The organism is Halomonas qaidamensis (genome assembly GCF_025917315.1).
Classification (GTDB): Bacteria; Pseudomonadota; Gammaproteobacteria; order Pseudomonadales; family Halomonadaceae; genus Vreelandella; species Vreelandella qaidamensis.
Window position 1 is genome coordinate 1,688,985 of the sequence record NZ_CP080627.1, and the last position, 23,880, is coordinate 1,712,864.

Sequence of the window (23,880 nt, forward strand, 5' to 3'; positions counted from 1 at the left end):
ACGATAAAAAAGCCGGCCATCTTTTTTTGGTCGGCTTTTTTGATGATGTTGCAAATGTTAGCAATTAAGGTGGGTTATCTAAGGTGAATTGGCGTAAAACAGGCATGGGGTCATGGTCTGCGGTGCGCTCAACTACAATATCCCAGCCGTGCTGATCATCCCAGTCACCAAGTACAAATCGTTTTGCCGGCACATCTTCGACCGTTAAATCATGTACCTTAGGCCGGTGAGTGTGGCCATGAATCATAGTGGTGACACCGGCGTGCGACATCAGTGTCACTACTTCTTCAGGCGTTACATCCATGATCGCCTCTGCTTTGCTTGCGTTAGCATCGCCTGACTGCATACGGAGACTCTTAGCAAGTTCTAACCTCTGATCAAGAGGCAACGATAAGATTTGCGCTTGCCACTGAGGGTCTCTCGATTGTTGGCGGAATGCCATGTAGGCTTCATCTCTAGTGCAAAGGCTATCGCCGTGTAGAATAACGGCTGGCACGCCCTGGAGTTCCACCGTTTGGCTTTCGGGTAGCAGGGAGGCTTGGCACTCATGGATGAAGCGCTCGCCAATCAGAAAGTCTCGGTTGCCGTGTAAGAAGTAAACGGCGGTTCCGTTACTGCTCAATTTGCGTAACCGCTTGACCACTTCCCAGGCAACGTCGCCAAGAGGGTGTGGTGTATCAAGAAGATCATCTCCGATCCAGGCGTCAAATAAGTCGCCTAATAGATACAGAGCATCAGACCCTGTAGCGGTGTGCTCTAAGTAGCGATAAAACCCCTGATTAATCTCAGGGGTATCACTGCTTAGATGCATGTCAGCTATCAGCAGAGTGCGCATAGGATTCCTAAAATTAGTCGGTTTCTTTTACGTAAGCGCGCTCAATAATGACATCGTCAGCAGGTACGTCGGCGTGCATGCCGCGTCGGGTAGTGCTGACACCACGAATGGCGTCTACGACGTCCATACCCTCGACAACTTCTCCAAACACTGCATAGCCCCAACCTTGAAGGCTTTTACCGCTATGGTTCAAGAAGCTATTGTTGCCAACATTGATAAAAAATTGCGCGGTAGCAGAGTGAGGGTCTTGGGTGCGCGCCATTGCAAGTGTGCCAACGGTGTTTTGTAATCCATTGTCGGCTTCGTTTTCGATTGGGTCCCGTGTTGGCTTTTGGTTGAACTCTTGATCGAAACCGCCGCCTTGCACCATGAAACCATCGATAACACGATGAAACAGAGTGCCATCATAAAAACCATCACGGACATATTGCTCAAAGTTAGCGGCAGTTATCGGCGCTTTTTCGTGATTAAGCGCAATAGTGATGTCACCGTGGTTGGTCTGTAATACGATCATAAATAAATTCCTGTTCAATAAAGGCGTTCGCCTTGGCGCTGTGCATCGGCGTCACGTTATAATAGCGGTTTTGCTTGGCACCGCGAAGCGCAAACCCTAATAGCGTAGGCATTGGTTGCCTAGTACGCCATCCACCATGAGGTTATCAACACCACCATGACCAACGAGACCACCCCAGCGCCGAACTTCATTCGCAACCAAGTACGCGACGAGATAGAGGGCGGCCAGGTCACCAAAATTGTGACGCGCTTTCCCCCTGAACCCAACGGTTTTTTGCATATTGGACATGCAAAATCGATCTGTTTGAACTTCGGGTTGGCGGAACAGCTAGGGGGTGACTGTCATCTACGCTTCGATGATACCAACCCAGCGAAGGAAGAGCAGGCATATATCGACGCGATTAAGGAAGACGTTAGCTGGTTAGGCTTCCAATGGGCAGGACCTGTGCGTTTTGCGTCAGATTACTTTGACCAGCTTTATGCCTGGGCACAGCACCTGATCCGCGAAGATAAAGCCTATGTTGATGATCTTTCACCGGATGAAATTCGTGAATACCGCGGCACGCTTACGGCACCAGGTAAGCCAAGCCCCTACCGCGAGCGTAGTGTAGATGAAAATCTAGACTTGCTTGAGCGCATGCGTAACGGTGAGTTTGGTGAAGGTGAAAAAGTGCTTCGGGCTAAAATTGATATGGCGTCGCCCAATATCAATCTTCGCGACCCGATCCTTTATCGTATTCGCCACGCAAGCCACCATCAAACAGGCGATAAGTGGAAAATATACCCGTCGTATGATTTTACCCACGGCCAGTCGGATGCCATTGAAGGCATAACGCACTCCATTTGTACGCTGGAGTTTGAAGACCACCGTCCGCTTTACGAGTGGTTTTTGAATAACTTGCCAGTCCCCGCTAAGCCGCGCCAAATCGAGTTTGCTCGACTTAATTTGGATTACACCCTCACGTCGAAGCGTAAGTTAAAGCTGCTGGTTGATGAACAGATCGTCGATGGCTGGGACGACCCGCGTATGCCAACCATTTCAGGTATGCGTCGTCGCGGTTATACCCCAGCATCTATTCGCAAGTTCTGTGAGATGATTGGCGTTACTCGCGCCGATGGTGGCTTGGTGGATATTGCCATGCTAACCCATGCGATTCGCTCAGATCTTGAGGACAATGCGCCGCGGGCAATGTGCGTATTGAACCCCCTTAAGGTGGTTCTGACTAACGTTCCTGAAGATCATGAAGAAGTATATGACGTGCCTGGTCACCCCGCACGTGAAGATATGGCTGTGCGTAAAGTGCCATTTAGTCGCGAGCTGTACATTGACCAAGACGACTTTATGGAAGACGCACCCAAAAAGTTCTTTCGTTTAGCGCCCGGCAAAGAAGTTCGCCTGCGTAACAGCTATGTGATTCGCTGTGATGACGTTGTTAAGAACGAAGCCGGAGATGTAACAGAGCTGCACTGTTCAGTTGATTTCGATACTCTGGGCAAAAATCCGGAAGGCCGTAAAGTGAAAGGCGTGATTCACTGGGTGAGTGCAGCCCATGGTGTACCGATGGAAGTGCGCCTGTATGACAATTTATTCACGGTTGAACAGCCGGACCGTGATAAAGATGTCGACTTCCTTGAACACTTAAATCCAGACTCTTTGACGGTGTGCCACGCTATTGGTGAGCCAAGCTTAGCGAATGCTGCTCCAGAAGACCGTTTTCAGTTTGAGCGGGTGGGCTATTTCTGTGCTGACCGTCATGCGTCTAAGCCAGGGCAACTAGTGTTTAATCGTACCGTTGGGTTGAAAGATAGCTGGGCGAAAATCAAACAGAAGGGCTAAGGAATCGTCATATGCACATTTATAATACGCTGACACGTCGCAAAGAACCGTTTACTCCGCTAGTGGCGGGTAAAGTCAGCATGTATGTCTGCGGCATGACGGTGTATGACTACTGTCACCTTGGCCACGCGCGGGTGATGGTGGCTTTTGATGTGATAACTCGCTACCTGCGTCATCGTGGCTATGATGTTACTTATGTGCGTAACATCACTGATATCGACGATAAAATCCTCAAGCGGGCCGAGGAAAATGGCGAATCCATTAGTGAGCTTACCGAGCGTATGATCCAGGCGATGCATGAAGACGAAGCACGTCTTAATGTATTGCCGCCAAGCCATGAGCCAAGGGCGACGGGGCATATCGACGATATTATTGCCATGATTGAGACGCTGATTGAAAAAGGCTTTGCCTATGCCGCGAGTAATGGTGATGTGTATTACCGCGTTCGCAAGTTCGCTGATTACGGCAAATTGAATAATCGCCAGCTGGATGATATGCGCTCGGGTGCCCGGGTTGAGGTTGATGTTCATAAAGAAGACCCGCTCGATTTTGTGCTTTGGAAAGCCGCGAAACCGGGCGAAGCTCACTGGCACTCCCCCTGGGGCGATGGCCGACCAGGGTGGCACATTGAGTGCTCGGCTATGTCGACGTGTTGCCTAGGCGATACTTTCGATATTCATGGAGGTGGGCCTGACCTTACATTTCCACATCATGAAAACGAAATTGCCCAATCAGAGGCCGCGACTGGTAAAACCTACGTTAACACCTGGATGCATGCTGGGGCTGTGCGGGTTAACCAGGAAAAAATGTCAAAGTCGCTGGGTAACTTTTTTACCATCCGTGATGTACTTGCTGAGCATGATCCGGAAGTGGTGCGCTACTTGCTGGTCGCTAGCCACTACCGCAGCCCCATTAACTATTCAGTCGATTCTCTCCATGAGGCTCGTAAATCACTGACACGTTTTTATACCGCTCTTGAAGGTGTCGAGGCGTTTAATGGGCTAAGCAGCGACAGTGGTGGATATGCCGAACGTTTCGCAACGGCAATGGACGATGACTTCAATACGCCTGAGGCGTTAGCGGTATTATTCGACTTGGCTCGGGAGCTTAATCGTGCCAAGAGTGAATCGCCCGAGAAAGCACAGGGTTTAGCGGTTGAGTTAAAGCGCTTGGCAAGTGTATTGGGGCTTTTGCAGCAGGTTCCGCAAACCTTTTTAAAGGGAGCGCAGCAGCAGGTGGCGCTGAGCGACGCTGACATTGAAGCTAAGATAGCGCAGCGCAAGGAAGCGAAAGTAAACAAAGACTTTGCTCAAGCAGATGCTATTCGTGACGAGTTAGCGGGCATGGGCATTATTTTGAAAGATTCCCGTGAGGGAACAACGTGGGTAATTGAAGCGCCTTAAGCGTTATCAATGTTAAGCGTGTTATTCAAGACGAGTATCATCAAATAAAAGCACCGTAGACGTTAGGCGCCGTTAATAGGGCGTCTGACGTCAGCGTTATTGGCTCTTATACTAAGATGATACTTTCAAGACGCTAAATAATAGGATGACCACTATGCGCTTTATTTTAAAACCGACCATTGTCACTTGCTTATTCGCCTTTGCTGTCTCAACCGCTTATGCAAGAGACCCTGTTGTCGTGTCTTCTAAAATCGACACTGAAGGTGCCGTGCTGGGTGAGCTGATTATTCAAACGCTGGAACGAGGTGGCGTGGATACGGAAGACCGCCTACAGCTAGGTGGCACCAGTGTTGTGCGAAGTGCGCTTGAGGCTGGAGAGATTGACCTTTATCCTGAGTATACTGGTAACGGTGCTTTCTTTTTTGATATGACCGATAGCCCAGTTTGGAATAACGCTGATGATGCTTATCAGACTGTGCGGGAGCGTGACGCAGAGCGAGGGTTAGTATGGCTAAAGCCTGCCAGTGCTAATAACACGTGGGCGATGAGTGTTCGTGAAGACGTGGCTAACGCCAACGACTTAACGACTCTTGATGACCTTGCCAACTACGTTAATAAAGGCGGTGAATTTAAATTCGCAGCGAGTGCAGAATTTGTAGAGTCTGCTCAGGCATTACCTGCATTCCAGGATGCCTACGGTTTCGAGCTTAGCGATGACCAATTACTCGTGCTCTCCGGAGGGAACACGGCGGCGACTATGCGTGCTGCTGCCCAACAAACGAGCGGTGTTAATGGTGCCATGACCTATGGAACCGATGGTGGCTTGAGTGCTCTGGGGCTAGTTGTTTTAGAAGATAGTCAGGGTGTTCAGCCGGTATATCAGCCGTCGCCAGTGGTGCGTGCCGAGGTGCTGGATGCCTACCCTGAGATTGAGACGCTACTCAATGACGTATTTGCAACGCTTGACCTTGAGACGTTGCAAACGTTGAACGCTGATGTAGCGGTGAATGGTTTCTCTCCTGATCAAGTCGCAAGCGACTATCTTGATAGCCTGGATGACTAATGAATGTCACAGATAGACGCCTTGCCATTGCCAACCCGTCAATATGGGCATTTAAATTCAGTACTGATATGTTTAAGTGCCGCTATGTTAGGTGCTTCTTGGCTATTAAGTCTTGTTAGTATCGCGCCCAATAGAATTGTAGCGGGTACCTCTTATGGCCTAGTGCCCGCGGTTGGGTGGCCCGGCGCGCTGCTTGTCTCCTTGCTATTTATCGCTATGGGCGGCTTGGCTATTAGGCCAAGTCGTCTTCACTACTACGCTCAGTTATGCATTGTCATCCTTACCCTGCTATTGATGCCGTTTGGGCTTATGGTGGCTGGTCACTGGCTGATTGATCCGGCTATGCCGCAAGCGCGTTTAGGTATTGGTGGTGCCTATTGGGTTGTGCTTTTTTTGCTTTTGTTGTGCTTGGTGGAGCTACGCCTACGCTTGGGGTTGTCGCGTCTTTGGACCACCTTATTGCTGAGCAGCGTAGCGGGCGCATGGCTGGTTTGTGCGGTGTTATGGCTTGATAGCTTAGCCCTAGTGCAGGAATTTCAGGCGCGAGACCAGCAGTTTTATGATGCCATGCTGCAACATGTGTTGCTGGTCGGTACGGCGGTTAGCGTTAGTGTGGTGATAGGCTTAGTTCTCGCTATGCTTATGCGACGCTACCAAGGGCTGCAACGAACAGCTTTTGGCCTGCTAAATTTCCTGCAAACGATTCCGAGCTTAGCCTTGTTTGGTTTATTGCTAGCCCCCCTTGCCTGGTTAGCCGCCAACGTGCCTTTTTTAGCACAATTAGGCGTCAGTGGTATTGGCACTACCCCCGCGCTAATTGCGCTAATTGCCTATAGCTTATTGCCTATGGTGCGTAATACCTATATTGCGCTTGATGAGGTAGATCCTGACGTTCTAGAGGCAGCAAAGGCGATGGGGATGCGTGCCCGTCAGCGCTTCTGGCAGGTGAGGTTTCCGCTGGCGCTGCCAATACTGCTAGAAGGCGTGCGGATTACGGCCGTGCAAGCGATTGGATTAACTGCCGTTGCCGCGTTGATAGGGGCAGGTGGACTAGGTACGTTTATCTTTCAAGGGTTGGGTCAAGCGGCCATGGATATGGTGCTGTTAGGTGCACTACCTATTTTAGTGATGGCTCTTATTGTAGATGCTAGTTTAGGGGCATTAGCCGACGCGCTGCGCCCTGGAGAACATGAATGATAGAACTTTCCCATGTGTCAAAGCACTTTGGAGAAGACACAGCGGTTGACGATATATCCTTACACGTCGCGAAAGGAAAGTTCTGTGCGCTGGTAGGAACATCTGGCTGCGGAAAATCAACAACGCTACGTATGCTCAATCGCTTGATTGAGCATACTAGCGGCGACATTATCATCGACAGCCAATCAATAGAGCATTATGACCCGGTTAAGCTTCGTCGTCGTATTGGTTATGTGATCCAGAGTACCGGCCTATTTCCCCATTGGAACGTAGCTCGTAATATTGGGCTGGTGCCGCGTTTACTTAAATGGTCGGCCGCTGATGTCAATGCCCGTGTCGAAGAGCTCATGCGTTTGTTAGGCCTCCCCACGCACGAATTTGCCCATAAGTACCCTCACCAGCTCTCTGGTGGACAGGCGCAACGGGTTGGCGTTGCCCGTGCATTGGCGGCAGATCCCGATATTTTGTTGATGGATGAGCCTTTTGGGGCGCTAGACCCCATTACCAGAGAAAAGCTTCAAGATGAGCTGGCAAAGCTGCAGGCGCGGCTACATAAAACGGTGCTGTTCGTAACTCACGATATGGATGAAGCGCTAAAGCTTGCTGATCATCTCGTCGTGATGCGTGAAGGCCGTATTGTTCAGCAGGGGACGCCGCTGGAACTGCTTCAAACCCCTGTCGACCCGTTTGTGGAGTCCTTACTAGGAGGGTTGGAGCGTGGTTTAAAGCAGGCAGCATTAACCCGTGTGAAAGATCATATGTCATCGCTTGGACAGTCTTTGCCCGCTCAGTCACGCATTCCCGCCGATTTTTCATTGCGCCAAGCGCTTTCTATGATGCTGCGTGATCATTGCGATAGGTTAACAGTGGTTGATCAACAAGATATGCCAATTGGTGAGCTATCTCTGCGTAAGATTGTGAAAGAGGCTCAGCTTGTTGGTAAGCCATCGTGATGCGTAGCGGCTTTCGTGGTAACCCGCCAATAATGACTGGATCTCCATGGCTCTGGCCTGCTGGGTGGGCGCTCCTACTGATGGCAGGCATCTGGGGGATGCCGATGCTAGAACCCAGTTTTCGTTGGTTAGAGCCCGAAGCGCGTCAAGTTATATACTCTCGCGCTGATTTTATTTCACTGCTGACTAGGCATGTGTTTGTTGTAGGAATAGCGGCTATTGTCACGATAAGTGTGGGGGTCTTGGCAGGCATCGCGGTAACGAGGCAGTGGGGGCAAGACTTCTTACCTCTCGTTGGGCAGGTAGCCTCGCTTGGGCAGACATTTCCGCCTGTGGCTGTGCTTGCGTTAGCGGTTCCTATTTTGGGCTTTGGCACCATTCCTATTATCGTGGCGTTAACTCTCTATGGCTTATTGCCCATTGTGCGAAACACGCTAGCAGGACTGCAAGATGTCGATGCCAGCCTTAAACAAGCGGCGATTGCCATGGGAATGACATCGTGGCAAGTGTTAACCCGCGTTGAACTACCGCTTGCTGCGCCTGTAATTTTGGCCGGCATTCGCACATCGGTCACTATTAACATTGCCACAGCAGCGTTAGGAGCGACAGTTGGGGCTAGTAACTTAGGTGACCCCATTATTGCGGGTATCGTTAATAGTAATGTGGCCTACGTCGTTCAAGGTGCAATACTGATTGCATTACTCGCGTTGGCAGTGGATAGCCTGTTTGAGGCAATCCAACAGCGTTTGCGCATGCGTCTCTCTGCGTCTTAAGTTGTATCCCTAAAAGTAGCGTACTGCGTTACTGTCCTTGTGTTGCGTTGATCGAGGTGGCACTAACCTCGTCAGGCTTGACCTATGCTAGATAAATCCACTGGCACAAATGGTCAACACCAACAACACTGCCCTCAAAAGGGGTAATACAAGGATAATAAACATGACAAAGTACGTACATCAGCCGCTCTTTATGACCGGCGACGAATTCTCAATAGCTACCTTCAGCCTGCTCGATCCAGAGGGTGAGCTTTATGAAGGTGCCAAAGAGCCAGACCTCCCACGTGATCATGCTCGACGGCTCTATCAAGCCATGCTGGGCACCCGCATCTTAGATGAGCGTATGATGGCTGCCCAACGCCAGGGGCGGCTTAGTTTTTATATGCAAAGTACGGGAGAAGAAGCCGCCGTTGTTGGTACAGCGGCTGCGTTAGACGATGCCGATATGATCATGGCGCAATATCGCGAGCAAGGCGCACTAATGTACCGCGGCTTCACCATTGATGAGTTCATGAATCAGCTGTTCGGCAATGAGCTGGATTACGGCAAAGGCCGTCAAATGCCGATTCATTATGGTTCGCGCAAACTGCACTACATGACTATCTCTTCGCCGCTTGCAACGCAGATTCCCCAGGCGACAGGTTACGCTTACGGTCAAAAACTAGCGGGTGATGGGCACTGTACCTTAACGTTTTTTGGTGAAGGCGCTGCCTCTGAAGGGGATTTTCATGCCGCACTGAATATGGCGTCCGTTCATCAAGTGCCGGTGATTTTTTTCTGCCGTAACAATGGCTATGCCATTTCGACGCCTTCTAACGAGCAGTTTGCCGCTGACGGCATTGCCCCCAGAGCATTTGGCTACCACATGCACGTTATTCGTGTGGATGGCAACGATGCTTTAGCGGTCTATGAAGCGACACGTCAAGCGCGCAAGATTGCCGTTGAGCAGAATCAGCCGGTACTCATTGAAGCAATGTCTTATCGGCTTGCTGCCCACTCTTCTTCTGATGATCCTTCTGGTTACCGGGCTAAGAGTGAAGAAGAAGCTTGGCGCTTAAAAGACCCCATACTGCGCATGCAAAAGTGGCTAACAAAAAAAGGTTGGTGGAGTGACGAGGAGGAAGCCAGCGAACAGGAAACGCTGCGCCGAGAAGTATTGGACACCATGAAACGGGCAGAAAAACGCTCTCCACCCTCCCTGGACTCGCTAATTACTGATGTCTACGCCGACATAACCCCAGAGCTACAGCGTCAATACGACCAACTTAAGCGTCATATTCGTCGCTACCCAGACGCCTATCCGCGTGGCGCGCGGTCGCTAGACCTTGAGGTGAACACGTCCACAGAATCCCAGGGGGAGGCGTAATATGCCCACTATGAATATGCTGCAGGCGATTAATAATGCCCTTGATATCGCCATGGCTGAAGATGAAAAAGTTATCTGTTTTGGTGAAGACGTGGGCGTCTTTGGTGGTGTTTTCCGTGCCACTAGCCATTTGCAGGAAAAGTACGGTAAAGCGCGCTGCTTTAACACGCCGCTGGTAGAACAAGGCATTATTGGTTTTGCCAATGGGTTGGCGGCCCAAGGCTCAGTGCCCGTTGCTGAAATACAGTTTGCCGACTACATTTTTCCCGCCTTTGATCAAATCGTTAATGAGTCAGCGAAATTTCGCTACCGCTCTGGAGATTTATTCAATGTGGGTGGATTAACTATCCGCACACCCTATGGCGGTGGCATCGCAGGTGGTCTCTATCATTCACAATCACCAGAAGCTTACTTCACACATACACCTGGCTTAAAAGTTGTAGTGCCGCGTAACCCCTACCAAGCGAAAGGGTTACTACTTGCCGCAATTCGTGACCCAGATCCGGTACTTTTCCTAGAACCTAAACGCCTATACCGGGCCTCGGTGGGTGAGGTGCCCCAAGAAGATTATCAGCTTCCTATTGGTGAAGCGGAGGTCGTCAAAGAAGGTACGGATATCACCCTGGTAGGCTGGGGGGCGCAAATGGAAGTCATTGGCAAAGCCGTTGAGCTCGCTGAAGAGCAGGGCATTGCCTGTGAAGTGATTGACCTGCGTTCGCTACTGCCTTGGGACGCCGATACCGTTGTTGAGTCTGTGTTAAAAACAGGACGTTTGGTCGTTAGTCATGAAGCGCCGTTAACGGGGGGCTTCGCGGGTGAGATCGCTGCGACAATTCAAGAGCGCTGTTTTCTCTACCTGGAATCGCCGATTACTCGGGTAACGGGATTAGATACGCCTTTCCCGCTAGTGCTGGAAAAAGAGTATCTGCCCGATCATCTGAAAATTTTTGAAGCGATTCGCGAAAGCGTTAACTTTTGACGCCAGGGAGAAAAATAATGAGCGATTTTATGCTGCCGGATATTGGCGAAGGCATTGTCGAGTGTGAAGTGGTGGAGTGGCGCGTTGCGGAAGGTGATCGGATTGAGGAGGATCAGCCAATTGTTGAAGTGATGACCGACAAAGCGCTAGTGGAAATTACCGCTCCCGAAGCAGGCGTTGTTACCAAACTGTATGTTGCCCAAGGGCAAATTGCCAAAGTCCACGCACCACTGTATGCCTACCAAGCAGAAAACGACACGCAAGAAGCGGGCACGACGGATCAAGCTAATGAGCCGAAAACACCCGAAACTGTCACGGTTGATAGTTCACCCAAGGTAAGTGAGCCAACCACTGTGGCGACCAGCACTAGCACCACTTGGACGAGTGCTGGCAAGGTGCCTGCCAGCCCAGCCGTGCGGCGTCTTGTGCGTGAACATCAACTTGAGTTAAGCGCCATTGCTGGCAGTGGGAAAGATGGCCGGGTATTAAAAGAAGACGTGCTGGCGCACCTGAATCAACCTTCCAAAGCCCCTGCCCAAGCATCATCTCAAGTAACCCAGCCGCCTAGGGTTGAACCGCTTCGCGGTGTACGCGCGGTGATGGCGAAAAGAATGGTTGAGGCAGCCAGCTCTATTCCGCATTTTCACTATGGCGAAGAGATTGATGTGACCGATCTGCTGGCATTGCGCGAGCGCCTAAAGCCACGGGTAGAGGCTCTTGGTGAGCGGCTAACACTCATGCCTTTTTTTATGAAAGCCATGGCGCTTGCGGTAAATGAGACGCCGATCATCAATGCTCAACTAAATGCGGAAGCTAATGAGCTGCACTACTTCGAACAGTGCAATATTGGCATGGCAGTGGATAGCAAAGCCGGTTTGCTGGTGCCTAATGTGAAAAGTGTTGAGCGCCTAACGCTGCTGGAAATTGCTCGTGAAGTGGGTCGTTTGACCATTGCAGCACGAGAAGGGCGTGTCGATCAGGCGGATCTCAAAGGGGGCACCATTAGTATTTCTAACATTGGTGCGCTTGGCGGAACCTATACGGCGCCTATCATCAATGCGCCGGAAGCGGCGATAGTGGCCATTGGTAAAACTCAATGGTTACCGCGCTTTGACGAGCAAGGTGAGGTTCAGCGGCGGGCGATCATGACCATTACCTGGGCAGGCGATCACCGCTTTATTGATGGCGGCACCATCGCCAGGTTCTGCAATGCCTGGAAAGGCTACCTGGAAGCGCCTGAAACCATGCTGCTGCACTTGGGGTAAGGTTGTCAGAAGTTGAGCACCCAGAGGTTAAAGAGCCAGAGGTTAAAGAGCCAGAGGTTAAATAGCCAGAGGTTGGTGAGAAAGGAATGAGAAATGTCTCAGGCACCGCTCCAGCAGTTTTATATACCAGAAGAGCAGTCGGTATACCTGCTAAGCCATCACGATGCCCGTAAGCTTAAAGACTGGGTTGCACTGTGTCAGGCACAGCTTGCCCAGTTGGGCTACGCGGGGATTGAGCTGGTCGGTAAAGGTGCCTATGGTTTTGTTTTTGCGGGCAGTGCACAACAGCAGGGTGTGCCTGCCCACTACGTGTTCAAATTCTCACGCATTACGCTACCTACTCATTTACAAGAACGCCTCGAAGAGGAGGCGTTTATGCTTGATCAGGTTTCCCACCCCCGCATACCAAAGTTAGTGGCTTATCAACGTTCCCGCGGTCAGTCGATTCTGGTGATGGAGCGTGCGCCTGGCTGGAACCTTGAGCAGGTGTCGCTGAAAGAAGGACGTCTTTCTCCTCGTTTGGTGGTCCACATTGCCAACCAGTTAGCCGATATTCTCTCAGCGTTGCGCCGAGAGTCAGGCCCTAATGCGCGTCCTGTGGTGCATGGCGACATCAAACCCTCAAACCTGGTATTTGATCCTGCTACTGAGGCCATTGCATTAATTGACTGGGGCTCATCTGTGTTTGCCCAGTTAGATGAAAAGCTCCAGTTTGTTGGGGCAAATGTGATGGAGTTGATGTCCGATAATCTGCAGCAAACCAACGCCCGGCTGGGCGATGTCTACTTTATTGGTGAAGAGCAGCTCAATGGAGCGCTATCATCGCCCCGCTTCGATGAGCAAGGGGCTGCAGGAACGCTATATGCATTAGCTTCGGCGCAATCTTGCCGTTTTGGTCATCGTGCTATTCCCGCTAGTTCGTTGGGGCTACCCTTAGAATTTGCCCGTACCCTGGATGGCATGCTTGATCCTGATCCCCACATACGCCATAAAGCAGGAGATCACTATTTACAGGCAATGTCCCGGATGGCAAAGGTGGTGATGTTAGATTTACCCATCCCACCACAAGTGCCGCTAGTGCCAGTCTGGGGCCGGCCGGCACACCAAGAAATTGATACAGTGGTGTACAGTTCTCGGAAGGCGTTTTTGCGCGAAGCTAACGCCGAAGAGACGCTAAATGATGTCAATGACGTGCAGCTAGACCGTTATTACAAACAGTTTATGCAGGGCATGGGGGAAACCGAAAAGGCTTTTTTGGCCTCGGTGAGTCGTTTAGGAAAATACCCGGTTGTAGGTGGCTTAGCCGTGCGCTGGGAGCGGGAAGGCGTGTATATCGACTCGTCGCTGAACCTGCATGACCCGGCGTTAAAACCGGCGTTTATTCAAGCGGTCAATAATATGGTTCATTTAGCACGTGCTATTCACCGCCAAGGGGTGTTTAAAAGCTGCTTATTTAATGCGCGACAAACGCTGCATTTAGAGCGTGCGAGTGTAGAAGAACCTTTTAATTGTGAGCCTGGCACGGCTATTGACTATGAGCTGAGCGCGGTTCCGGAAATGGAAGACCGCACCCGCCAGCATAGTTACTTTGAAGACGGCCCTGATCCAGAAGAGCTACTTGTCCTGCCTGACACTATTATGCACATACTGCAACGGCTGAATGAGATTCATCACACCGGCATGATTATTTTTGAGGCACTGCCGAAGCATCTTAAAATCCATAGCTATTATCGACTTCTAGACCCTAGCCGAGAGTCAGAGTTTCGTGCCTTGCTGGCGCGAATGCTGGCGTCGGTAAGCCAGATAGAAGGGCTGGGCGTGTCCGGCTTTATGAAAATGCCCTATAAGGATACGCGATTTTTTACCCATCTAGAGCGTCAACCTGAGCACTTTTATCCTAAAGACCCGCGTGATTTTTTAAGAAGGACGCCGTCAATCGGCGGTTCTCAGATCGCTTGATTGTGCCACGAGCCATGCCGAAAGCTGCTCTGCTAGCATGTCGCTTGCGTTCCCAAACGCATTCACAACATCCGGTATTTCTGTACTTTCCGCACGGGTGCGGATAACAAAACTGCTCGCTGCTAGCGGTTTTCGCTGCTGTGTCGTTAATAACTGTACATCTAGCTGGAGATGAACACTTGGTGGAGAGGTGTCGTACTCACTTTGAAAATGGCGCAGCTCGCTCAGTAGAAGTACATCGTGGGGCAATCGGTCGCTACTCACACCAGTGAATAGCTGGCGCTGCTGCAGGTCAGAAATTAAGCGTGCTTGAAGCATTTCAGGGGCGTCTTCATGCCAGCGTACACCCTCATAGACATTAACTACATTGCCTTCTGGATATACCACAATACGGTTGCTGTTAAGCAAGTGGCCTGCCCCCGGGGTAGCAATGCCTAGTCTTACAGGGAAGGTGGCGGCCGTGTGTTCAGACAGCGTGGCAGCCGATGGCAGCCGATAGAGCGTTGCAGGATTACTTTCGGGCAGTATTGAACAGCCTGTGTTTAATAACAGCACCGCTAATGTGATGCTACCCAACGTTATGCGCAAACTCATGGACGAAACTCCTCTATCTGATCCCGGCCCAAGAAAAAGTCCGCGGGGCTCTCCTCAAGCTGACGAGTAATGCGGTCAAGATTAGTAAGTGTAGAGCGCAGGGCTGAAAGCGCTGGGGCTATGTCTTGTGCCCCCTGTAGCGTACTGTCGACAGCACCGGCATTGTCGTTAACGAGCTGTTCAATTCGTCGGGCGGCGCTGGCGACATCACGACTGGCGCTTTCAGCGCTTTGCATCATTTGCTGACCATCTTGTCGCAATAGCAGGGTCGCCTCTTGGCTGAGGGTGTCGATGCTTGCTAGCGTAGCGGTTGCTTGGCGTGATACCTCACCAAACAGAGCCATATTTTGATCAAGCGCTGTCTGTTGCGACGCGATCATCTCAGTGATTTGCGCAATACTCGTTAAAATAGTGCCAGCTTGTTCGCGATTGCCGTCATTAAAGAGTTCATTAACGTTTTGCAGAATAGCATTGATGTTTTGAATCACTGCTTCACCTTCATCAAACAGCGTAGCGATAGGCGAAGGATCAGCACTAATAAATGGTGCAAACTCGTCAGTTTGATTTATCAAACGCGGGCTTTCGGGTGTGCCACCATATAGCTGAACTGACATACTGCCGGTAATGCTGGCAAACGCTAGCTTGGCACGGGTATCTGTTTTGACGGGGGTGTCTTCATAGACACGCACGCTGGCAATCACTTGGCGGGGGTCGTCAGGATTCAGCGTCAGTTCGGTGACATCGCCAACTTCAATACCGTTGTACTGCACCTTACTGCCAATCGATAAACCACTGACATTGCGCTCAAACAGTATCCGGTAGGGTTGGTAATCGCGTTCCCCAGCGGCGTAGCTCATCCACAGCGCAAACAGCAGTGCTGCTGCGGCAGATAATAGGGTAAATAACCCTATAACGACGTGATGGGCACGGGTTTCCATTGTTAACTTACTCCTTTAAACCGGCCGTTGATGCGTTAGTGGCGTATTGAGCGGCACGTCCGCGAGGTCCCTTAAAGTAGGCTTGCACCCACTCATCGTCAGTATTAGCGACATTTTCAAGCGTATCTGCTACTAACACGCGTTTCTGAGAAAGCACGGCGACTCGGTCGCAGGTAGCATAAAGCGTATCTAAATCGTGGGTAACTAAAAAAACGCTAAAGCCTAACGCGTCGCGCAGCGTAACTAATAGCTGATCAAAGGCGGCAGCACCGATAGGGTCAAGACCCGCTGTTGGCTCATCAAGAAACAAAATATCGGGATCAAGCGCCAGCGCTCTTGCGAGTGCTGCACGTTTTACCATGCCGCCAGAAAGAGACTCAGGAAACTGAAGCGCTGCCTTGGTGGGCAGCCCAACTAATGAGAGTTTGATGCGTGCGAGGTATTCTGCATCTTTTCGCGACAGTTTGGCGTGTTCAATCAGTGGCAGGGCGACATTTTCTTGTAAATTTAGCGAGCTAAATAATGCGCCTCGTTGAAACAGCACGCCAAAACGGCGTTCTATCTGGCTACGTTGCTCATTGTTTAACTCATTAAGACGGTTACCCAGTACATCAATCGTACCTCCGTTTGGGCGCTTTAAGCCCACAATACTTCTTAACAGCACAGACTTGCCGGTTCCTGAGCCGCCCACTACACCGAGAATCTCCCCCCGCTTTAACGACAAGTCGAGGTCGTCATGAACCACCACCGGGCCAAAGCGATTGATTAACCCTTTAACATGGATAACGGTTTGGTCATTTTGTGCGTGCTGAGTATGTGTCGTTGTCACCATCCCAGCTCCATAAAAAACAGTGCAGCTAGCGCATCAATAAGGATGACCATAAAAATGGATTGCACGACGCTTGAGGTAGTGTGGGCACCAACCGATTGCGCGCTACCGCTAACTTTAAAGCCTTCTAGACACCCAATGACGGCAATAACAAACGCAAACACGGGTGCTTTGCTGAGGCCTACCAAGAAATGGTTGACGGATACATCTTTTTGTAGCGTGGTCATAAACTGGCTAATCGAGATATCCAACGAAAGCGTAGCCACCATGGCCCCGCCTATGAGTCCGCTGAGCATTCCCACGAACGCGAGCAGCGGCAGGCTAATCAGTAGGGCGATGACTCGGGGAAGTACTAAAAGCTCTATAGGATCAAGCCCTTGAGTTTGAAGCGCATCAATTTCTTCATTAGATTTCATGGCTCCAAGTTGGGCGGTAAAGGCACTGGCAGTGCGGCCTGCTAACAAAATTGCCGCGAGCAACACACCAAATTCACGTAAAAAAGAGAAAGCCACTAAATCAATTGTGTAGACCGTGGCACCAAAGTCTTGAAGCACGGTAGCACCCAGAAAAGCCACTACCGCGCCCACCATAAAGGTCAGCAGCGCAACAATCGGTACTGCATTTAGCCCGCTTGAATGAATGTGGGCCACTGTCGCAGTGAAACGCCAGCGATGAGGGCGAAGTAGTAGAGAAAATAGTGTTGCTAGCACAAGCCCAATAAACGCTAATAGCTGGCGCTGTTGCGACCATAACCCCATCATTTGCTGGCCAACTGTTGCCAATGCATCGGTTATTCGATTGTGCTTAGGGGGTGTGACATCGAGAGGCGTCTCCATCGCCTCAGCAACCCGCACTAAAAGCGCCTGCTGCTTTTTAGGTAATGAGCTTTCTGCTTGCTGTTTGGCGTTTTCGATGCCCAATAGCTCAACGATTAACGCGGCACCCGCTGTGTCGAGTTGGGTAATACCTTCCAAAGAGATCGTGAAATTGTTGGCAGTATTTCTATGCTGTGCCACTAACGATTTAAGCGCCTGATAATGAACAAGGGTCCACTCATGCTGGAGCGATAGAGTGCCGCTGTCGCGTGTTATCCATTCGTTTGGCATCCTTGCTCCTCATCGTCATTCACAATAGTGAAAACACTATGATGCATTCAAACAAGCGTTAGTTAAAGTTGCATCAACAAACCTAGGCAAATCAACTCTATGAAAATTCGCGCCAAGCCGCATAAGTGCTAAGAAAAACGCGCCCAGTCAGAGCGTCTAAAAAATCGCTTTTTTTAAGCTGGTCCATGACGGGACCTTTCACTTCGGATAGGTGTAGTTTTACATCGGAATCTTTTAAACGGGCGTTGATGGCATCCAGGCTCTCAAGCGCAGACGCATCAATTAAATTAACGGCTGAACAAATAAGGACGACATGCTCAAGTTCTGGATAACTGGCAACTAAATTATAGACGGTATCCTCAAGATAGCGGGCGTTAGCAAAATAGAGACTTTCATCGATTCGCAGTAGCGCCACATTATTGACGGTTTCAACATCATGGCGTTCTGTATTACGGAAGTGCTCAGTGTCCGGCACTCGGCCTACCAGTGCGCTATGAGGGCGACTAGTGCGGTACAAAAATAACGCGATAGAGAGGCTTACGCCGCCAATGATCCCGGCTTCTACTCCTTCGACCAGTGTCAGTAGAATTGTGACAGCCATTGCGGCGAAATCACTGCGAGAATAGCGCCACGTTTGGCGCAGCATGGGGATATCGACCAGGGTCAAAATAGATACAGTGATGGTTGCCGCTAACGTTGCAATCGGTAGGTAGTAGAGCCAGCCGGTAAAGGTCAGCGTTACTATGCCGATCCCGAGTGCTGCAAAGGCACCAGCAGCTGGTGTCTGTGCACCTGCATCATAGTTGATGACCGTGCGCGAAAGGCCACCGGTGACTGGCATCCCACTGGTAAACCCAGCCGCTAGATTGGCGGCACCTAAGCCAATCAGCTCTTGATTGGGAGAAATACGCTGGCGCCTTTTCGCGGCCAACATTTGACCCATGGAGACAGACTCTACAAACCCTACCAGGCTGATAAGCAGTGCTGGAATCAGCAGTGCGCGCCAGAGTGAAGCATCACCCCACGGAAGGCTCAGCGCAGGCAAACCACTGGGTATCGTGCCGACAACAGCAACGCCTTGATCGGCCAACTGCCAATGCCAGGTCACCAGGGTGGTGATAACAACCGCAAAGACAGGCCCAGCTTTGGTAATTAAATCAGCAAGCGTTTTAGACAAGCCAATGGCACGAAGGCTTTGCTTACCAAAACGACGCACAATGACGAGAAACAATAGTGTGCCAACACCGATAGCAAAGGTGTAAGGGTTTACAGTGGAGAGATTAGGCAGGAGTGTCATGATGCGTTCGATTAACGTAAAGCCACTACTAGAGACGCCCATTAGGCTGCCCAACTGGCTGACGGCAATAAGAATGCCGGACGCTGTTAAAAAGCCAGAGATAACCGGATGACTTAAAAAATTGCTAAAAAAGCCCATCTTCAGTGCGCCCATCGCAACCAGTAGGCCGCCAGAAAGTAACGAAAGCACCAGCGCAGCTTGTAAATACTCAGGGCTACCGGGCATGGCGACAGAAGAGAGCGCAGCACCCGTCATTAATGCAATGATGGCCACCGGACCAACGGCCAAAGTGCGGCTTGTACCTAACAAGGTGTACAGCAGTTGAGGCAAGATGCTGGCATACAAGCCTACAGCTGCAGGTAAACCCGCAAGTAGGGCATAGGCTAACGACTGAGGAATTACCATTGCAGTTACGATGAGTCCCGCTACTACATCGGCTCCTAACAGGCGCTTATGGTAGTGGGGCAACCATGTAAGAATAGGAAAATAGCGCTTAAACATAAGCTCCTGGCGTCAGCCTTATCTTTTAGAGTAGTTGAAACCGCCAGTTTAACGCGTTGCACAGCATCTGACGGCTTTTGCTTTCTATCTTGGGTTTAGGCTACAGAGAGGTTCTCCCCCGAAAGTGCTACTTCATTAATTAGTGTAAACCGCTAATCTGGTTCAAAAGCAGCGCCTGGCTCTTTCGATCCATGTTGATCCACCGCTCAATAACGTCAAATAAAAAAGAGTACACCTTCACATGCGACTATTTCGGCTGTTAGTGCCTCTAATATTGCTTAGCGTTTCTGCCTGGATGATCTCTCACCCTGGTGCGCTATCTTATATTGCACTTCTTCTGGCGACGGGGGCTGGAGCGAGCTTGATGCTCGTTCCAATCACAACGGTTTATTCAGCCGATCAAGCGCGTTTAATCAAACCTATTCACGGTCCAAAGCCCATTCGTGATTATGGCTCGCTTCGGTCGATGGCTTATCGATTAATGAATCGAGCTAGTAGCACGGCAATTGCATCGGCAGAGGTATCTCACTATGCCGACCTCATGGCCCAGCGGCTTGCCAAACAGGAAACCATGGCCAGTGAGGCCTCATCGAGCATGAGTGCCATTAATACTGCCATTATGCAGGTGAGCGCCAGTGCTTCTCAGGTTGCTTCACTTGCGGAAAGTGCCCGTCAGGCAAGCCATCACAATCATGATGAGTTGGCCGATATCATCCATGATATGAGCGATGTTGCGGAACGTTCTAATCAGGCGCTTGAGATGCTATCTGCGTTAAATGACAAAATCGAGCGTGTGCGCAATGTCACCTCCATGATAGAGGGTATTGCTGAACAGACCCACCTGCTATCGCTAAATGCTTCCATTGAAGCGGCACGGGCGGGCGAACATGGCCGTGGTTTTGCTGTTGTCGCGGGTGAAGTACGCAATTTGGCACTGAAGACCTCAACGGCAACGCAAAGCGTCGATGAACTTGTAAAAGATATGCATCAAAGCGGGCAAAGTGTTGTTAGTACAATGGGAGCGCTAATGAGCCGGGTTCGGGAGCGTTCTCAAGGGATGCAGAAGGTCGGCAGTAGCCTGGCTACTATTACCGAGCAGTTTGATCACGTTGAGCAGGAAATTACTAGCGTCGCAGAAGCCATGGAAAGTACTAAAACGCATAGCCAAACGGTTGCCGATAGCCTTCGCCAGCTGGAAGATGATGTTGATGAGGGCAATCGCGATATGCGCGATTTAGCCCAGCAAGCTAGGGCGTTAATGGAGGCTGCAGAAGGGGTTGATGGCGAGTTGGCACAGCAGCGTTTACAGGGGCGGCACCAGCACGTATTTAGCGCTGCTCGCCAAGCAGCTGACCGTATTGGAAAACTGTTTGAGAAAGCGATTGCCTCCGGTGAGTTATCAGAAACGTCGCTGTTTCAACCTGATTACAGGGTCATGCCAGGGACACAGCCACCGCTTTACCACACCGGCTTTGATACGTTCACAGACCAACGGCTACCCAGTTTACAAGAACCTTTACTTATTGGGCATGGGTTAAGTTACGCTATTGCCTGTGACCGTAATGGGTATGTGCCTACTCACAATGCTGCTGTCAGCCGCGAGCCTACCGGTGATTACGATCACGACCTCAAGTATTGCCGCAGCAAACGCATTTTTGATGACCCAACTGGTAGCCGTTGCGGCGCCCACGAGAAACCGCTGCTGCTACAAACCTACAAGCGAGATACTGGCGAAATTATGCACGATCTTTCGGTGCCTATTTACATTCATGGTAAACATTGGGGAGGCTTTCGCGTGGGTTATCAGCCTGAGCAGTCAGCCGATACCAGTGTCTCAGCTGTTGAAAAACAAGTAGTGTCAGAAGCCTCAAATAGCCGCCTTTTGGCGCGGACGTGACTGCCAAGAGGACCAAGAATACAGTGCTAAGCCTGTCCAGATCATTGCAAAGGTAATTAACTGGATGAGTCCTAGAGGCTCATCGAAAATAATAATCGCAATTAAAAATTGAATGCTGGGGTTGATGTACATTAGAAATCCCAGCGTTGCCAGCCGCAGGCGTCGTGCTGCTCCAGCAAAGGCCATCAATGGTAGGGCGGTTAACACGCCACTAATCATTAGCAATACGCTCATCGGCACATCAGATATAAAGTGAGACTCCCCCTGCCAGCTGAGCCACGTGAGCGCTATTAAGGCTAGTGGAAAAAGCAACAGTGTCTCTACGAATAGGCCTGAGAGCCCATCGAGTGGCACCTGCTTGCGAAATAATCCGTAGCTACCAAAGCTGAGAGCAAGCGCTAGGCTGATCCAAGGCAGCTCCCCAAGCATAACGAACTGTATTGCAATTGCTAAACTTGCCAAGCCAAGGGCGATTAGCTGGAGGCGTGCCATTACTTCACGTAGCACCAACACACCTAAGGCAACGTTGACCAGTGGGGTTAAAAAGTAGCCTAAACTGGCTTGTAATACCTGCTTACTTTCGACAGCGTAGATATAGAGCCCCCAATTAAAGGCAATTAGTAGCGCGCAAGCGAGCACGCGCCCTAAGCGCTTAGGCTCAATAAGGGCTGCGATTACTGGTGGCCACCGGCGTAAAAGGCTGATTAGGCCTACCAGGAAAATACACGACCACAGGATCCTGTGTGTCAGGATTTCAAACGCGGGAATGCCGTCAAAAAGAGCGAAAAATAGCGGAAAACAGCCCCACATGGTGTAAGCAGTTAAGCCAAACATAACGCCCTTGACCGCTTCAGGATCCCTTGATGCAGGTGAAAGCATAGCAGCCTCATTAATTAAAAATGCTAATCTAGCACACTATTGACGAACACACTGATGCAAAGGAGACATGGCATGAGCCAACTGAAAACGAGCTTAGTGCAGTGCGATTTGCGCTGGGAAGATCCTCAGGCCAACCATGCGCATCTTGAACGGCTATTGGGCGAGTTAGATAGTCGCGATACCGATTTAATTGTGTTGCCAGAAATGTTTGCGACTGGTTTCACCATGAACTCTCGGGAAATGGCCCAGCCCATGAACGTGAGCCAGAGCGTTGCCTGGTTACAGATGCAGGCCAAAGCGAGAGGCTGTGTCATGACCGGCAGTGTGGCAATTATGGATGGAGGCCAATACTACAACCGTATGGTATGGGCTACCCCCAGCGGCGACTTGCAGTACTACGATAAGCGCCATTTATTTCGTATGGCCGGAGAGCATGAACGCTATGGTATGGGCAACAGCCGGAAGATAGTAGAACTGAAAGGCTTCAGGCTGCTATTGAGCGTATGCTACGACCTGAGGTTTCCGGTTTGGATGCGCCAGCAGCCAGCAGAGGGCGAACATTTCGAGTATGATGCCGCGTTGTGTGTAGCGAACTGGCCTGCACCCCGGCGTCACCCTTGGCGCACGCTTTTACAAGCGCGTGCCGTTGAAAACCTAGTTTATGTAGTGGGTGTAAATCGCGTCGGTGAAGATGCCAAAGGACTCGCCTATAGCGGCGATTCCATGCTGGTCGATTTCAAAGGGGAACCGATGATCGACCACCCTGCAAACTCTCCGTTTATTGAAACGGGGACGCTAAATAAAACGGACCTAGATGCTTTTCGAGAAAAATTTCCTGCCTGGCAAGATGCCGACCGCTTTTCGCTTCTGCCAGGAGTGGGTCAATAATGCGCCTTGATCGCTTTTTGAGTGAAACAACCCCGTTGACGCGCAGCCTAGCAAAGCGTGCGTTAAAGAATGGCGAGGTGACCCTGAATGGCGAACCCATTAAGCAGTCTGCGACTCAAGTTAACACCCAGCACGATGAGGTGAAACTTAACGGTGAGACGCTAGCGCTAGTTGGGTTACGTTACCTGATGATGCATAAGCCGCTGGAAGCAGAGTGTACCGCCCGCCGAGGGCTCTACCCAAGGGTGATTGACCTAATTGATTTACCCAAAGTAGAGCGACTGCAGCCGGTAGGACGGTTGGATGTAGATACTACCGGCTTGTTATTGCTCACTGATGATGGCCAATGGTCCCATCGTGTTACCTCGCCGCGCCATCGCTGCGCCAAGGTGTATATAGCCGAGTTGGCGGAACCTATGGAAGGAGAGGCTGCTCAGTGGGCGATTAACCAAGTCGCGGAAGGGGTTCTTCTCGACGGCGAGGAAACGCCAACGCAACCTGCCGTGCTAAGATTTATTACTCCACAGCAAGCAGAGCTGACGATCACTGAAGGTCGCTATCATCAAGTGAAACGCATGTTTGCTGCGTTGGGGAATCATGTCAATGCATTGCATCGCCAGTCGATTGGTGATGTAGCCTTACCAGATGATCTAGCGCCTGGCGAATGGCGGGAGCTAACGCCTGAAGAAATTGCCAGCTTCTAAACACACTTAGCGTCACTGCTAGTGGATAAAACGCCCCGGTTAGCACACCCGTGCCAAGGCCGGGGCGTTTTTATTATGAGTAATGAATTTTTATACCGTTATCT

21 protein-coding genes are annotated in these 23,880 nt (G+C 50.7%); 13 read left to right on the plus strand and 8 right to left on the minus strand.

Annotated elements, in window-relative coordinates; translation table 11 throughout:
• Window positions 1–64: 64 nt before the first annotated feature.
• Window positions 65–835 carry a UDP-2,3-diacylglucosamine diphosphatase gene (locus K1Y77_RS07850; protein WP_030073144.1) on the minus strand — a complete coding sequence of 257 codons (771 nt, stop codon included), beginning with the start codon at window positions 833–835 and terminating at the stop codon, window positions 65–67.
• Between the two features lie 13 nt (window positions 836–848).
• Window positions 849–1,349, minus strand: coding sequence for a peptidylprolyl isomerase (locus tag K1Y77_RS07855; protein ID WP_030073142.1), 501 nt, complete (start codon window positions 1,347–1,349; stop codon window positions 849–851).
• 156 nt (window positions 1,350–1,505) lie between these two features.
• On the opposite strand from K1Y77_RS07855, the gene K1Y77_RS07860 reads away from it, so the two are divergent.
• From K1Y77_RS07860 to K1Y77_RS07905, 10 genes are all read left to right on the plus strand, one after another.
• The gene (locus K1Y77_RS07860; protein WP_030073140.1) at window positions 1,506–3,185 is read left to right on the plus strand and encodes a glutamine--tRNA ligase/YqeY domain fusion protein; all 1,680 of its coding nucleotides are present in this window, start codon (window positions 1,506–1,508) and stop codon (window positions 3,183–3,185) included.
• A gap of 11 nt (window positions 3,186–3,196) precedes the next feature.
• Complete coding sequence (gene cysS / locus K1Y77_RS07865) at window positions 3,197–4,588, plus strand: cysteine--tRNA ligase (protein ID WP_264018292.1); 1,392 nt, start codon at window positions 3,197–3,199, stop codon at window positions 4,586–4,588.
• 154 nt (window positions 4,589–4,742) lie between these two features.
• A complete protein-coding gene (gene osmF / locus K1Y77_RS07870; protein ID WP_030073136.1) occupies window positions 4,743–5,651 on the plus strand; it encodes a glycine betaine ABC transporter substrate-binding protein OsmF in 909 nt (302 codons plus the stop codon).
• Window positions 5,652–5,654: 3 nt separating this feature from the next.
• On the plus strand, window positions 5,655–6,848 hold the full coding sequence (locus tag K1Y77_RS07875; protein WP_264431210.1) for an ABC transporter permease: 1,194 nt from the start codon (window positions 5,655–5,657) through the stop codon (window positions 6,846–6,848).
• Window positions 6,845–7,801 (plus strand): ABC transporter ATP-binding protein, encoded by a 957-nt coding sequence (locus K1Y77_RS07880; protein WP_264431212.1) that lies wholly within the window; start codon window positions 6,845–6,847, stop codon window positions 7,799–7,801. Before K1Y77_RS07875 ends, K1Y77_RS07880 begins: the two co-directional genes overlap by 4 nt.
• A gap of 32 nt (window positions 7,802–7,833) precedes the next feature.
• On the plus strand, window positions 7,834–8,574 hold the full coding sequence (locus K1Y77_RS07885) for an ABC transporter permease (protein ID WP_035536629.1): 741 nt from the start codon (window positions 7,834–7,836) through the stop codon (window positions 8,572–8,574).
• 163 nt (window positions 8,575–8,737) lie between these two features.
• Window positions 8,738–9,940 carry a thiamine pyrophosphate-dependent dehydrogenase E1 component subunit alpha gene (locus tag K1Y77_RS07890; RefSeq protein WP_264431213.1) on the plus strand — a complete coding sequence of 401 codons (1,203 nt, stop codon included), beginning with the start codon at window positions 8,738–8,740 and terminating at the stop codon, window positions 9,938–9,940.
• Window position 9,941: 1 nt separating this feature from the next.
• Entirely contained in the window at window positions 9,942–10,919 is a 978-nt protein-coding gene (locus K1Y77_RS07895; protein ID WP_264431215.1) for an alpha-ketoacid dehydrogenase subunit beta, read from the plus strand.
• 17 nt (window positions 10,920–10,936) lie between these two features.
• The gene (locus K1Y77_RS07900) at window positions 10,937–12,184 is read left to right on the plus strand and encodes a 2-oxo acid dehydrogenase subunit E2 (RefSeq protein WP_264431217.1); all 1,248 of its coding nucleotides are present in this window, start codon (window positions 10,937–10,939) and stop codon (window positions 12,182–12,184) included.
• Window positions 12,185–12,277: 93 nt separating this feature from the next.
• Complete coding sequence (locus K1Y77_RS07905; protein WP_264431218.1) at window positions 12,278–14,143, plus strand: protein kinase domain-containing protein; 1,866 nt, start codon at window positions 12,278–12,280, stop codon at window positions 14,141–14,143.
• Here the strand turns inward: K1Y77_RS07905 and K1Y77_RS07910 are convergent.
• The 5 genes from K1Y77_RS07910 to K1Y77_RS07930 all read right to left on the minus strand — a co-directional run bounded on the left by K1Y77_RS07910 (window position 14,117) and on the right by K1Y77_RS07930 (window position 19,408).
• The gene (locus tag K1Y77_RS07910) at window positions 14,117–14,737 is read right to left on the minus strand and encodes an ABC-type transport auxiliary lipoprotein family protein (protein WP_030073122.1); all 621 of its coding nucleotides are present in this window, start codon (window positions 14,735–14,737) and stop codon (window positions 14,117–14,119) included. The two genes, K1Y77_RS07905 and K1Y77_RS07910, sit on opposite strands and share 27 nt — an antisense overlap.
• The gene (locus K1Y77_RS07915) at window positions 14,734–15,675 is read right to left on the minus strand and encodes an MlaD family protein (RefSeq protein WP_030073120.1); all 942 of its coding nucleotides are present in this window, start codon (window positions 15,673–15,675) and stop codon (window positions 14,734–14,736) included. The genes K1Y77_RS07910 and K1Y77_RS07915 overlap by 4 nt, the downstream gene beginning before the upstream one ends.
• A gap of 7 nt (window positions 15,676–15,682) precedes the next feature.
• Complete coding sequence (locus tag K1Y77_RS07920; protein WP_264431219.1) at window positions 15,683–16,507, minus strand: ABC transporter ATP-binding protein; 825 nt, start codon at window positions 16,505–16,507, stop codon at window positions 15,683–15,685.
• Entirely contained in the window at window positions 16,501–17,610 is a 1,110-nt protein-coding gene (locus K1Y77_RS07925) for an MlaE family ABC transporter permease (RefSeq protein ID WP_264431220.1), read from the minus strand. Before K1Y77_RS07925 ends, K1Y77_RS07920 begins: the two co-directional genes overlap by 7 nt.
• A 97-nt stretch (window positions 17,611–17,707) precedes the next feature.
• The gene (locus K1Y77_RS07930) at window positions 17,708–19,408 is read right to left on the minus strand and encodes a SulP family inorganic anion transporter (RefSeq protein WP_264431221.1); all 1,701 of its coding nucleotides are present in this window, start codon (window positions 19,406–19,408) and stop codon (window positions 17,708–17,710) included.
• A 241-nt stretch (window positions 19,409–19,649) separates the two neighbouring features.
• On the opposite strand from K1Y77_RS07930, the gene K1Y77_RS07935 reads away from it, so the two are divergent.
• On the plus strand, window positions 19,650–21,305 hold the full coding sequence (locus K1Y77_RS07935) for a methyl-accepting chemotaxis protein (RefSeq protein WP_264431223.1): 1,656 nt from the start codon (window positions 19,650–19,652) through the stop codon (window positions 21,303–21,305).
• On the opposite strand, the gene rarD is transcribed toward K1Y77_RS07935, so the two are convergent.
• Window positions 21,276–22,184, minus strand: a complete 909-nt coding sequence (gene rarD / locus K1Y77_RS07940; protein WP_030073111.1) for an EamA family transporter RarD — start codon at window positions 22,182–22,184, stop codon at window positions 21,276–21,278. The genes K1Y77_RS07935 and rarD overlap by 30 nt on opposite strands.
• Window positions 22,185–22,256: 72 nt before the next feature.
• Here rarD and K1Y77_RS07945 point away from each other — a divergent pair, with 72 nt between their 5' ends.
• Both K1Y77_RS07945 and K1Y77_RS07950 read left to right on the plus strand, forming a co-directional pair.
• Window positions 22,257–23,072, plus strand: coding sequence for an amidohydrolase (locus K1Y77_RS07945; RefSeq protein ID WP_264431224.1), 816 nt, complete (start codon window positions 22,257–22,259; stop codon window positions 23,070–23,072).
• On the plus strand, window positions 23,072–23,776 hold the full coding sequence (locus K1Y77_RS07950) for a pseudouridine synthase (protein WP_264431226.1): 705 nt from the start codon (window positions 23,072–23,074) through the stop codon (window positions 23,774–23,776). Before K1Y77_RS07945 ends, K1Y77_RS07950 begins: the two co-directional genes overlap by 1 nt.
• The last annotated feature ends 104 nt before the right edge of the window (window positions 23,777–23,880 follow it).

What these genes read in the sequence shown, in the direction of transcription:
- K1Y77_RS07850 (WP_030073144.1), bottom strand. Translation starts at nt 835, where the DNA reads ATGCGCACTCTGCTGATAGCTGACATGCATCTAAGCAGTGATACCCCT.
- K1Y77_RS07860 (WP_030073140.1), top strand. Translation starts at nt 1,506, where the DNA reads ATGACCAACGAGACCACCCCAGCGCCGAACTTCATTCGCAACCAAGTA.
- K1Y77_RS07855 (WP_030073142.1), bottom strand. Translation starts at nt 1,349, where the DNA reads ATGATCGTATTACAGACCAACCACGGTGACATCACTATTGCGCTTAAT.
- K1Y77_RS07950 (WP_264431226.1), top strand. Translation starts at nt 23,072, where the DNA reads ATGCGCCTTGATCGCTTTTTGAGTGAAACAACCCCGTTGACGCGCAGC.
- K1Y77_RS07895 (WP_264431215.1), top strand. Translation starts at nt 9,942, where the DNA reads ATGCCCACTATGAATATGCTGCAGGCGATTAATAATGCCCTTGATATC.
- K1Y77_RS07925 (WP_264431220.1), bottom strand. Translation starts at nt 17,610, where the DNA reads ATGCCAAACGAATGGATAACACGCGACAGCGGCACTCTATCGCTCCAG.
- K1Y77_RS07935 (WP_264431223.1), top strand. Translation starts at nt 19,650, where the DNA reads ATGCGACTATTTCGGCTGTTAGTGCCTCTAATATTGCTTAGCGTTTCT.
- K1Y77_RS07930 (WP_264431221.1), bottom strand. Translation starts at nt 19,408, where the DNA reads ATGTTTAAGCGCTATTTTCCTATTCTTACATGGTTGCCCCACTACCAT.
- K1Y77_RS07905 (WP_264431218.1), top strand. Translation starts at nt 12,278, where the DNA reads ATGTCTCAGGCACCGCTCCAGCAGTTTTATATACCAGAAGAGCAGTCG.
- rarD (WP_030073111.1), bottom strand. Translation starts at nt 22,184, where the DNA reads ATGCTTTCACCTGCATCAAGGGATCCTGAAGCGGTCAAGGGCGTTATG.
- K1Y77_RS07920 (WP_264431219.1), bottom strand. Translation starts at nt 16,507, where the DNA reads ATGGTGACAACGACACATACTCAGCACGCACAAAATGACCAAACCGTT.
- K1Y77_RS07910 (WP_030073122.1), bottom strand. Translation starts at nt 14,737, where the DNA reads ATGAGTTTGCGCATAACGTTGGGTAGCATCACATTAGCGGTGCTGTTA.
- osmF (WP_030073136.1), top strand. Translation starts at nt 4,743, where the DNA reads ATGCGCTTTATTTTAAAACCGACCATTGTCACTTGCTTATTCGCCTTT.
- K1Y77_RS07890 (WP_264431213.1), top strand. Translation starts at nt 8,738, where the DNA reads ATGACAAAGTACGTACATCAGCCGCTCTTTATGACCGGCGACGAATTC.
- K1Y77_RS07875 (WP_264431210.1), top strand. Translation starts at nt 5,655, where the DNA reads ATGTCACAGATAGACGCCTTGCCATTGCCAACCCGTCAATATGGGCAT.
- cysS (WP_264018292.1), top strand. Translation starts at nt 3,197, where the DNA reads ATGCACATTTATAATACGCTGACACGTCGCAAAGAACCGTTTACTCCG.
- K1Y77_RS07915 (WP_030073120.1), bottom strand. Translation starts at nt 15,675, where the DNA reads ATGGAAACCCGTGCCCATCACGTCGTTATAGGGTTATTTACCCTATTA.
- K1Y77_RS07885 (WP_035536629.1), top strand. Translation starts at nt 7,834, where the DNA reads ATGACTGGATCTCCATGGCTCTGGCCTGCTGGGTGGGCGCTCCTACTG.
- K1Y77_RS07880 (WP_264431212.1), top strand. Translation starts at nt 6,845, where the DNA reads ATGATAGAACTTTCCCATGTGTCAAAGCACTTTGGAGAAGACACAGCG.
- K1Y77_RS07900 (WP_264431217.1), top strand. Translation starts at nt 10,937, where the DNA reads ATGAGCGATTTTATGCTGCCGGATATTGGCGAAGGCATTGTCGAGTGT.
- K1Y77_RS07945 (WP_264431224.1), top strand. Translation starts at nt 22,257, where the DNA reads ATGAGCCAACTGAAAACGAGCTTAGTGCAGTGCGATTTGCGCTGGGAA.